Origin of the sequence: Leucobacter sp. OH1287, from assembly GCF_003859945.1 — a bacterium.
Lineage (GTDB): Bacteria > Actinomycetota > Actinomycetes > Actinomycetales > Microbacteriaceae > Canibacter.
In genome coordinates, this window is the sequence record NZ_RQYM01000007.1 from 139,815 (window position 1) to 150,908 (window position 11,094).

Consider the following 11,094-nt stretch of genomic DNA (forward strand, 5'->3'; position numbering starts at 1 on the left):
TCTAAGCCATAACGCGCTTATCTCTGGGCGACAAACCAGCCAAGAAGTGCGAGAATAGAGTGTATGACGGGTACAGAGCTGGACGTGGAAACCAAATACTTCGACAGGGAGCTGAGCTGGCTCGCGTTTAATCAGCGAGTGCTTGAGCTCGCTGAGGATCCCGAGACGCCGCTGTTGGAGCGCGCCAACTTCCTCGCGATTTTCGCCTCCAACCTCGACGAGTTCTTTATGGTTAGGGTTGCCGGTTTGAAGCGCAGAATCGTCACCGGTCTTGCCGTCCCAACCAACATCGGCCTCTCCCCGACCGCGCTGCTCAGCGAGATCAACAAAACCGCCTACCAGCTGCAATTGCGGCATGCCCGCTGCTTCCAGGAGGAAATCAACCCTGCACTCAACGAAGCCGGTGTCAAAATTGTGCAGTGGGAGGATCTTGACGAGGCCGATCAGGCGATCCTCACCGACTACTACGAGTCGCAGATCTACCCGGTTTTGATGCCGATGGCGGTGGATCCAGCCCACCCCTTCCCCTATATCTCTGGCCGCACGCTAAACCTCTCGATCAGGGTGCTAAACCCACTCACCGAGAAAGTGGAGTTTGCGCGTTTGAAGGTGCCTCAGATGCTGCCGCGGTATGTTCGCGTGGATGCCCGCGAGGGCTATGACAGCGTCCGCTTTATTGGTATTGAGGAGCTTATCGCTAACCAGCTTGACGGACTGTTCCCGGGAATGCAGGTGATTGACCACCACGTCTTCCGACTGACCCGCAACGAAGACATGGTGATTGAGGAGGATGAGACGGAGGATCTCATTCAGGCGCTTGAGAAGGAGCTGCTGCGTCGGCGGTTCGGCCCACCGATCAGGCTGGAGATTTCTGACGACATGGACGAGGACACAATCGAGCTGCTGGTTAGTGAGCTCGGGATCGACCGGGATCAGGTTTATACACTGCCCGCGCCGCTCGACCTCAGCGGCCTCTTCTCAATCACCGGGATCCCTCGATCTGACCTGAAATATCACCCGCACATCCCGGTTACCGCGCCCGCTTTCGCACCGACCGGTTCAAACGAGGCGCCCGATATTTTCGCCGAGATTTCCAGGCGGGAGCTGCTGGTCCACCACCCCTACGAGTCGTTCTCAACAACGGTGCAGGCGTTTATTGAGCAGGCGGCGGCGGATCCAAACGTCCTCGCGATCAAACAAACCCTCTACCGCACCTCCGGCGATAGCCCGGTGGTTGCGGCGCTGATTAGGGCTGCGGAGGCTGGTAAACAGGTGCTCGCCCTGGTTGAGGTGAAGGCGCGGTTTGATGAGGCCGCGAACATCAGCTGGGCGCGCAAGCTGGAGCAGGCGGGTGTGCACGTGGTTTACGGTCTGGTCGGGTTAAAAACCCACTGTAAGCTTGTGCACGTGATCCGCAGCGAGGGTAACGAGCTGGTGCACTACTGTCACATCGGAACCGGTAACTACAACCCGAAAACCAGCCGCATCTACGAGGATTTTGGGCTTTTCACCGCCTCCGCTGAGGTTGGTAAGGACGTTACCAGGCTGTTTAACGTGCTCTCCGGCTTCGCCATTGAAACCCACTATGACCGCTTGCTTGTGGCGCCGCTACAGCTGCGCGCGGGTCTGCTCTCGAGGATTAACGCGGAGGCTGAGAAGGCGCGGGCGGGTAAACCTGCGCGGGTGCAGATTAAGTGCAACTCGATGGTTGACGAAAAGATTATTGACGCGCTCTATGAGGCGAGCTGCGCGGGTGTTGAGATTGATATCTGGGTGCGTGGCATCTGTTCGATCCGCGCACAGATTCCGGGGCTCAGCGAGAATATTCGGGTGAGGAGTGTGCTAGGCAGGTATCTGGAGCACTCCCGCATTTTCGCGTTCGGCGTTGGTGAGGATCGCGAGGTCTATATTGGCAGCGCTGATCTGATGCACCGCAACCTGGATCGCCGCATCGAGGTGCTGGTGAGGATCGACTCAGCCGACCATCTCTCCCGCATCGACACCTTCTTCTCATACGCTTTCAGCGGTGAAGCATCCACCTGGGAGCTTTTGCTGGACAACACCTGGCAGCGCCACACCGTGTTTGCGGACGGCACTAGAATGCCTGACCTGCAGGATATGGTGATGGAGAACCGTACCGAGGCTCGATCGAAACGGCGGCGATAGTGGAAGAGGTTTACGCAGCCGGCACTGTTCCCTGGCGAAAGGTGAAAACAAAAGGCGGCAAAAAGCAGGTGCAGGTGCTGCTTGTTTATCGCGCCAAATACGCCGACTGGTCTTTCCCGAAGGGGAAGCTGGATCCCGAGGAAACACTCGCGGCGGCGGCTGTCCGTGAAACCTACGAGGAGACGGGGCTGCGGGTTTCGCTCGGCTGTAACCTCGGCAAAATCGAGTACCGGGTGAGCGGCGGCAGACAAAAAACCGTGCAGTACTGGGCTGCGCGGGCAACCAAAACCTCGGCGCTGAAACATTTTCAGCCGAATGACGAGATCGCCCAGATCCGCTGGCTGAGCCTGAAAAAGGCGGCGAAACAGCTCAGCTATGCGCGCGACCGGGAACTGCTTGGCGTGTTTAAGTCGCTGGTTGCGCACAAGAAACTCGACACCTTCGCGGTTGTGCTGCTCAGGCACGCCAAGGCGGAGCCGCGCGGCACCGCCTACCCGGTTGACAGTAAACGGCCGCTCGACGATTTCGGTGCCTATCAAGCGCAGGCTATTGTTGCACAGCTGCGTGCCTTCAAACCGAAACACCTGATAACCTCCGACGCGAAACGCTGCCGCGCGACAATTACCCCGCTCGCCTACAGGCTGCACCGCTCCCCCGACATTTGCGCGGCAATCAGCCAGGACACCTGGGACACCGGCGATCTCAGCCAGCTGCAGGAGATCGTACAGGAGGTGCTTAACTCACAAGAGAATACGCTGCTCTGCTCACACCGGCCGGTGCTGCCGGATATTGCCCGCGAGTTTGCGCTGCAAACCCGCACCCCCGTTGGCAAGTACCTGGACGCGATTGCGACGCTGCCGCCCGCCGGTTTTGCGGTGCTGCACATCACCCGTCGCAAACGGCCCCAGCTGGTTAGCGTCGAAAGCTACCCGCTGAAATACGGGGGCGGATCCGCTCAAAACAAGAATTAACCTGCCGTTTACCGTGTGGCTGATTACCGGTTAACTGCACGGCATAGTGTTACTTACGAAGCGTCACGAGAGAAATGGACACTAATGCGTATCAACAATCTTTTGAAAGTATCAGCAACCTGCGGTATTGCGGCTCTCGCCCTGACAGCCTGCGCGGCGAACGAGTCAACCGGCGGCGACGAGCAGGGATCCGGCAACCTCAGCGGTGAGCTGATCGGTTCGGGTGCGTCCTCCCAGGGTTCTGCGCAGGAGGCGTGGATTTCAGGTTTCCAGACTCAGCACGAGGGTGTCACCGTTAACTACGATCCGGCAGGATCCGGTAACGGGCGTGAAACCTTCCAGGCGGGTGCGAGCGCGTTTGCTGGCTCTGACCGCGCCTTCAAACTTGAGGAGATCAGCGACGGCGAGTTCGCCGCCTGCAAACCGGGCAGCGCAATCGTCGAGTTCCCCGCATATATCTCCCCGATCGCGGTGGTTTTCAACCTGCCGGGTATCGACGAACTGCAGCTTGACGCGGCCACCGTCGCCAAGATTTTCAGCGGTCAGATCACGGTTTGGAACGACCCCGCGATTGCTTCACAGAACCTGGGCGTTGACCTGCCAGACACCACAATCAATCCGGTACACCGCTCAGACAAGTCGGGAACAACCGAGAACTTCACCGACTATCTCACCGCTGCAGCCCCAGCCGAGTGGACCGCGGGAGCTGTTGAGGAGTGGCCAAAGGAGCTAGGCGGCGAGGCTGCGCAGCAGACCTCCGGTATGATCTCAGCGGTTGAGAACGGTTCGGGCGCGATCGGTTACGCTGATGCGTCACGCGCCGGTGACCTCGGCAAGGTGAAGATCAAGGTTGGCGACAACTACATCGCCTACTCCCCGGAGGCTGCGGCGGCGGTTGTTGACGCCTCACAGCCCGAGGCGGATCGGAAAGACAGCGACCTGGCTATCACCCTGGATCGCACCAGCAACGCCGAGGGTGTCTACCCGATTGTGCTCGTCAGCTACCTGATCGGCTGCGAGGAATACCAGTCCGCTGACAACGCGAAGCTCGTAAAAGAGTACTTCGGTTACGTTGCCAGCGAGGAGGGCCAGAAGCAGGCGGCGGAGGCAGCCGGCAGCGCGCCACTGTCTGCGGAGCTGAGCGAGAAGATCCAGGGCATTATCGCCAAGATCAAGTAGGCTCACGCCACCCCTAAGCCACCTAGAAACTAAAGCAGGCGGAATACACAGTGCAAACAGCAGCTCAAAAGCAACAGCCGCAGCAGGCTCACCGCCTCGGTGACTTGTTGTTTAGCCGGTCAGCGGTTTTTGCCGGCGCGATGATTATGGTCGCCCTGGCGGCTGTCGCGATCTTCCTGATCCTCCGTAGCATCCCAGCGTTCTTCGCCGACAGCACCTTGGCGAGCATTCTGGAGAGTGACTTTCTCAGCTATGTCACACCGCTGATCTTCGGCACCGTCTGGGCGGCGGCGCTGGCGCTGCTGATCGCCTTCCCCCTGGCGATCGGTATCGCGCTGTTCATCTCCCACTATGCTCCGCGCAAGCTCGCATCACTGCTCGGCTATGTTGTTGACCTGCTGGCCGCGGTTCCGAGCGTTGTTTTCGGTCTCTGGGGTATCGGCGTTCTCGCGCCGATGGTGCAGCCGTTCTACGCCTGGCTTAACGAAAACCTCGGGAGTGTGCCGGTGCTGTCGCTGCTGTTCGGTGGCCAGGTCAGCGGCACCGGCCGCACAATCCTGACGGCGGCGCTGGTGCTCGCGGTTATGATCCTGCCGATTATGACGGCGATCTGCCGCGAGGTGTTCCTGCAAACCCCGGTTTTGCACGAGGAGGCGGCGCTCGCGCTCGGCGCAACCCGCTGGGAGATGATCCGCCTCGCCGTGCTGCCGTTCGGCCGCGCCGGTATGGTCTCCGCGGCAATGCTCGGGCTCGGTCGCGCACTCGGTGAAACCATGGCGGTTGCGATGGTGCTCTCCGCAACCGGCGTGATCTCGCTGGAGCTTTTGACCGCCGAAAACCCCTCAACTATCGCCGCCAATATCGCGCTCAGCTTCCCTGAGGCGTACGGCACGAACGTTAACGTCCTGATAGCAACCGGCCTGATCCTGTTTGTCGCAACCCTGCTGGTTAATGCCCTGGCGCGCTGGATCGTTTCACGCCGCAAAGAGTTCTCGGGAGCCAACTAATGCACGTTAAAACAGTCTCCAGCACAGACAAGGTGTTTGCGGGTAACCGCCTGCAGCGCTGGGCTCCCTGGGTTGTCCTGGGTGGATCCGCAATCGCCGCCTCGCTTATTATGGGGCTCTTGGCAGCCGCCGCCGGCAACGGCTTCTCAATCGCCGGTGCGGTCGCACTGACGGCGCTTCTCTACACCTCGATGATCACCGTGCTCTCGGCGGTTGTTGAGGGGCGCAGGCAGGCGACGGATCGCTTCATCACCGCGCTTGTTTCGATCGCGTTCATCATCGCGGTGCTGCCGCTTGTGTCGGTTGCCTCGGAGGTGATCTCGAACGGGCTGGCGCGTTTCGACGCCGAGTTCTTCAGCTCCTCAATGCGCAATATCACCGGTGAGGGCGGTGGTGCACTGCACGCGATGGTTGGCACGCTGCTGATCACGCTCGCGGCAACCGTGATCGCGGTGCCGTTCGGGCTGCTGACCGCAATCTACCTGGTTGAGTACGGGAAAGGGCGGATGGCGAAGATCATCACCTTCCTGGTTGATGTGATGACCGGTATCCCCTCGATTGTTGCGGGCCTGTTCGCCTACGCGGTGTTTGCGATATTCTTCGGCCCCGGCGTGCGAATGGGTATTGTTGGCGCGGTTGCTTTAACCGTGCTGATGGTGCCGGTGATTGTCCGCTCCTGTGAGGAGATGCTGCGGCTTGTACCAAACGAGCTGCGTGAGGCATCGTACGCGCTCGGTGTGCCCAAGTGGCTGACCATTCTAAAGGTTGTTTTGCCGACTGCGCTGGCCGGTATCACAACCGGTGTTGTGCTCGCGATTGCGCGCGTTATCGGTGAAACAGCGCCGCTGTTAATCACCGCCGGGTTTACCGCGAGCATGAACTACAACCTGTTTGACGGCAGAATGCAGTCACTGCCGGTTTATGTTTACACGCAGTACACCAACCAGGGTAACCCTGTTTTCGCGTTCCTGGATCGAGCCTGGGCTGCCGCGCTCGCCCTGATTCTGATCGTGATGCTGCTCAACCTGCTGGCGCGGCTGATCACCAGAAAGTTCGCCCCCAAAACGGCTCGCTAGCTAGCGGGCAGCGCAGAAAACGGATCCACCAGCAAAGAAGGCAAAATGTCAAAGCGTATCGAAATCAAAAACCTGAACGTCTACTACGGCAAGTTCCTCGCGGTTTCAGACATTGAGATGGATATTGAACCGCGCTCCGTAACCGCGTTCATCGGCCCCTCCGGCTGCGGCAAGTCGACGCTGCTGCGCACCCTCAACCGGATGCACGAGGTGATCCCGGGTGCGAGCGTCAGCGGCGAGGTGCTGCTCGACGGCGAAGATCTTTACGGCGCCGGGGTGGACCCGGTGCTCGTGCGCAGACAGGTTGGTATGGTGTTCCAGCGCCCCAACCCCTTCCCCACCATGTCGATCCGCGAGAATGTGCTCGCCGGTGTGCGCCTCAACAACCGGAAACTGTCCAAGTCTGACGCGGACGAGCTGGTCGAGAAGTCGCTGCGCGGCGCGAACCTGTGGCGGGAGGTGCGGGATCGGCTCGACAAGCCCGGATCCGGTCTCTCCGGTGGTCAGCAGCAGCGTCTTTGCATTGCCCGCGCGATCGCGGTGTCACCCGATGTGCTGCTGATGGACGAGCCCTGCTCGGCGCTGGATCCGATCTCAACGCTCGCGATTGAGGACCTGATCGAGGAGCTGAAGCGCGAGTACACGATTGTGATTGTCACGCACAATATGCAGCAGGCGTCGCGTGTGTCAGACAAGACCGCGTTCTTCAACATCGCAGGAACCGGCGAACCCGGCAAGCTGATCGAGTACAACGACACCAAGACGATCTTCTCAACGCCGTCTGTGAAGGCGACCGAGGACTACGTCTCGGGTCGCTTCGGCTAAACACCGCGGTTTTAAGGTTTTGCCGGTAGAATTGCCTCATGAGTGCTGTATTTCATCGCCCAGTGAAACTCCCCGGCAGCGCCTTCGACTATCACGTCGGCGGCGAGGATCCGAGCGATGCCCACCAGGTTGCGCAGGCAACGGCTTGGGCGCTCTTACACCGGGTGCGTGAGGGGGCGGATCCGGCCACTGTCTCGCGGGTTTTAGCGCACGCCGCAAACAACGGCATCGACGATATTGCGGAGGTTTGGGCGGATTCGCACCGTAGTTCCCTCGCCGGGATTCTCTGGCGGCTCTATCTTGTTCACACCGCAACGGCACAAAACTCACAGCAGCACGCCGACCTTTTCCAGTACGGCCTGAACGTCAGCCCGAGCGCTGAACAGGTTGTTGCGGGGCTCAGCACCCCGATCACCCCGGAGGCGATGCGGGATTTGTGTTCGACGATTCTGCGCGGTGTTTTCAGCGGTGATTTTGCCGCTGCTCTCGACCGCGCCTGGGCTTACTGCAGGCTCATCTCACTCGGGGCTGCGCAGTTGGCGGATCAGCGTGAAACCGACAGCGAGGAGCACGCTCGCGCGCTCACAACAAAGTCTCTGCGCTATCAGGAGTTCGCCGCGGACTTCCGCGCCGCCGCCGCTCTCTGGCGAGCCGGTAAGCTCGACTAGCCAGTGAGCTGTTCCTGCCGGACCAGCGGGTTTTTCTGGGGCGGATCCCCTGTCTGCCGTTGCGAGGCTGTTTCTGGGGCGGCTAGCCTGTGTCGCTCAGGCAAAGGTCAGTTTGTGCGGATACTATTTATATGCCGAGCCGTCGGTAACCCCGGGCTCCAAATTTAGCCGCTTTGAGCGGACCTCACGCCGAGAGGCGTTCCACGGCTCGGTATCTAAGCTTTACTCAAACACTCAACCTAAGCTTTAAGCTTCTTTGCCGTGTTTTAGCGGGTTTTTGGGTTTGTTTCAGCAGTGTTTTGCGAAGCTACGCAAACAAGACTATTTTAGTTATTGGGAAATACCGCTTGAGCGGTAGCTTTAGCCGCCAGTCGGCTTTTCGCTGCCCGACCTGGCAGCGCCTCATCAAAGCAGAAAAGAGGGAAATATGCCCAAGAACAAAGCCCGCGTCTCTCGACGCATCACCGGTTCATCACTCGCTGTTGCGCTTGTTGCGTCCGGTTTTGTTGCCGCTGGTTCCCTGCCGGCAACCGCAAACCAGACCGCTTCTCCGATTGTCGGTGACTTCCCGGCGAGCGCCGCAAACGGATCCATGAACTTCGCCATCAATCTCAGCCCAACAGCGACCGTTGAGCAGTTTGAGAAAGCGAAATCACTCGTCACTGAGGTTTCCGGCGTGAACCTCAACGGTTACGCCGAGATTAGGGTGTTCTTTGCGCAGACGCAGAGCCACTCCTTCCCGCACGATCTCGCGAAGAAACTCGCTGACGCGCAAATCCCGGTTGACTCAATCGGCCCAACCAGACAGGCACCTGTTTCTGACTACGAGCTCACCGGATCCCGCAGCACCCAGTCTTTTAATGATGCGGCGAGCAAGGATCGCGAGGAAACAACCGAGCGCGTTGATGTGCCGGATCCGCTCTCAGAACAGCTGTGGGGGTTGAAGGCGATTGGTGCGCTCGAAGCGGCGCAGGTTGACGTGATCCGCGAACAGGTGCTGGTCGGTGTGATTGACGGCGGTGTCGACTCGGATCACCCGGAGATCAAACCAAACTTTGACAAGGCAAACTCGGTGGACTGCACCGTGAACGGTATCCCGAACCAGCAGAATGAGGCGTGGAAGTCAACCGACTCGAATGACGCGCACGGCACCCACGTTGCCGGCACAATCGCCGCCGCTAACAACGGCACCGATATTGATGGTGTAGCACCGGAGGCGAAGATCGCGTCGATCCGCGTCTACCGTGGCGATTTTGCAAACCCGGAGCACATCACCTGCGCGTTTATGTGGTCTGGCCTGCACAACTTCGATATCACCAACAACAGCTACTATGTGGATCCGTGGGAGTACTGGCTGCCGAGCGAGCCGAGCCAGGCCGCCGGCTATGAGTCGGTGCGTCGCGCCGCCGAGTGGAGCCAGCAGCGCGGTGTTCTGCACATCGCTGCCGCGGGTAACTCAAACAGCGACCTCGACAACATCACCGCCGACAATGCCAGCCCGAACGATATTGACACACCGCTGCAGCGCACCTTCACCGCAGCAGACAGGCCAATGGATATTCCGGGCATGCTGCCAGGCTTTGTGAGTGTCTCAGCGGTGCAGCTGCCTGCCGGTGCGGATCCGACAACCGCCCAGCTGGTTCGCTCCAGGTTCTCAAACTATGGCGTGAACGCGGTAACCGTTGCAGCCCCGGGCAGTGGAATTATCTCAACCATTCCTGGCGGCCGGTTTGCGGCGTTGAGCGGCACCTCGATGGCGTCACCCCACGCTGCCGGTGTTGCGGCGCTTTTGAAGTCGGTTAACCCGACCCTCACCAACGACCAGATCACCGCTCTGCTGCAGAAGCACGCGGGCCAGCTGCTGCCACGCCTTGCCGAACCAACCGACGGTAAAGAATACCGCGGTGCCGGTCTCGTGAACGCGCTCGCGGCTGTTCTGCAGGATCAGCCGAAACCGACCATTGCGGCGCTTGAATACTCAACCGATGACGGCGCAACCTGGCTACCAGCCGGTGACGCGGTCGTTGAAACAACCGCAACCAAGGTGCTTGTGCGCAGCAACGTTACCGGCCCGGTAACCAGCGCAACCCTCAGCGAGGGCGCAACAGCGCTAAACACCCAGACCGCGGACGGCGCGTTTAACGGCGCGGTAACCGTGCAGGCTGAGCTCGCCGTCACCGACACAGAAACCAGCCACGCGCTAACCGTTGCCGGTTTCGGACGCAACAACGATCAGCGTGCTGACGATGACGTAACCGCGACATTTACCCTGAAACTGAAGGCACAGCAGAAGGCTGCTCCGAGCAATCCGGCACAGCCAAGCAACCCGGATCAGCCGAGCACCCCAGCCCAGCCTGCTACCCCGGGTGACACGGGCAGTGTTCCGGTTCCGGTGCCTGGCGATGGTGGATCCGCCAACAAACAGAACGGCGACAGTGGCACCGCAGCGGCTAAACCAAACTCTGGCAAGGGCACAACCCAGCTTAAAAAGGCAGAGAATCTCGCCCAGACAGGTGCTGGCACCCAGCCGGTAATCTCTGCGCTGGCGATCGCCGCGATCGGCCTCGCCGTGCTGCTGCTGGTTGGAGCTCGCCGCCGCAGCGAATCGCGGCAGTAAACCACCTCCGGCAGCAAAAGCACTGCCAGCACGCAAAGTGCCCCGGGTCAAGCAATTTTACCCGGGGCGCTTCGCTGTCCTGGGGTTCCCTGGTCTTGGGTTTAAACAAGTTTTCCACAGCTGTTTACCGCTTCTAGGCTTAGTACCTATAATGTTGCCTAACCGCGCACTGACTCTGCTCAACCTGTAAAATGCGCAGCCAGCACCCAGTGCGCTAGAACCTAGTCCCCCTAGCTGAAAGCACCCCCGATTATGAGCGTCTCCGGCTACAGCGGTTTTGACCCCAGTCAATCTGCCGCAAGCGAAAGAAACAAAACCAGGCTTTACTCTGCGCCAGGGTACGAGACAGCACGGGTCTTGATTACAGTCAAAACCTCTCCTAATCCCTCAGCAAAGTACGGCGACACCGTCTGCGTTGCAGGAATCCGGACTGATAGGGAAGCTTATGAATGGATAAGACTCTACCCGGTAAATTTTCGCTGGTTGAGCGCTGAGCACTGAGGGGGCCCCGTTTTTAGGTCCAGGCGTTATTAGAGTTTTTCAACCCGCCACCTGCTGTTGAGCAAACTCTCTCGGAGTGAGATA

Annotated in this window: 8 protein-coding genes; all 8 read left to right on the forward strand. The window is 59.7% G+C overall.

The features are described from left to right. Positions 1–63 precede the first annotated feature (63 nt). The 8 genes from EII30_RS05555 (at position 64) to EII30_RS05590 (ending at position 10,509) form a co-directional block, all read left to right on the forward strand. Positions 64–2,166: an RNA degradosome polyphosphate kinase gene (locus EII30_RS05555; RefSeq protein ID WP_124886334.1), complete on the forward strand. Its 2,103-nt coding sequence runs from the start codon at positions 64–66 to the stop codon at positions 2,164–2,166. Continuing rightward, entirely contained in the window at positions 2,166–3,137 is a 972-nt protein-coding gene (locus EII30_RS05560; protein ID WP_233569298.1) for an NUDIX domain-containing protein, read from the forward strand. Before EII30_RS05555 ends, EII30_RS05560 begins: the two co-directional genes overlap by 1 nt. Positions 3,138–3,221: 84 nt before the next feature. Then, positions 3,222–4,316: a phosphate ABC transporter substrate-binding protein PstS gene (locus EII30_RS05565; protein ID WP_124886336.1), complete on the forward strand. Its 1,095-nt coding sequence runs from the start codon at positions 3,222–3,224 to the stop codon at positions 4,314–4,316. A gap of 50 nt (positions 4,317–4,366) precedes the next feature. Further along, on the forward strand, positions 4,367–5,323 hold the full coding sequence (gene pstC, locus EII30_RS05570; protein ID WP_124886337.1) for a phosphate ABC transporter permease subunit PstC: 957 nt from the start codon (positions 4,367–4,369) through the stop codon (positions 5,321–5,323). Further along, positions 5,323–6,399, forward strand: a complete 1,077-nt coding sequence (pstA, locus tag EII30_RS05575) for a phosphate ABC transporter permease PstA (protein WP_124886338.1) — start codon at positions 5,323–5,325, stop codon at positions 6,397–6,399. The genes pstC and pstA overlap by 1 nt, the downstream gene beginning before the upstream one ends. Positions 6,400–6,444: 45 nt before the next feature. Then, positions 6,445–7,224 carry a phosphate ABC transporter ATP-binding protein PstB gene (pstB, locus tag EII30_RS05580; RefSeq protein ID WP_124886339.1) on the forward strand — a complete coding sequence of 260 codons (780 nt, stop codon included), beginning with the start codon at positions 6,445–6,447 and terminating at the stop codon, positions 7,222–7,224. A gap of 38 nt (positions 7,225–7,262) precedes the next feature. Further along, positions 7,263–7,892, forward strand: coding sequence for a hypothetical protein (locus EII30_RS05585; RefSeq protein ID WP_124886340.1), 630 nt, complete (start codon positions 7,263–7,265; stop codon positions 7,890–7,892). A gap of 427 nt (positions 7,893–8,319) precedes the next feature. Then, positions 8,320–10,509, forward strand: a complete 2,190-nt coding sequence (locus EII30_RS05590) for a S8 family serine peptidase (RefSeq protein ID WP_124886341.1) — start codon at positions 8,320–8,322, stop codon at positions 10,507–10,509. Positions 10,510–11,094: the final 585 nt, after the last annotated feature.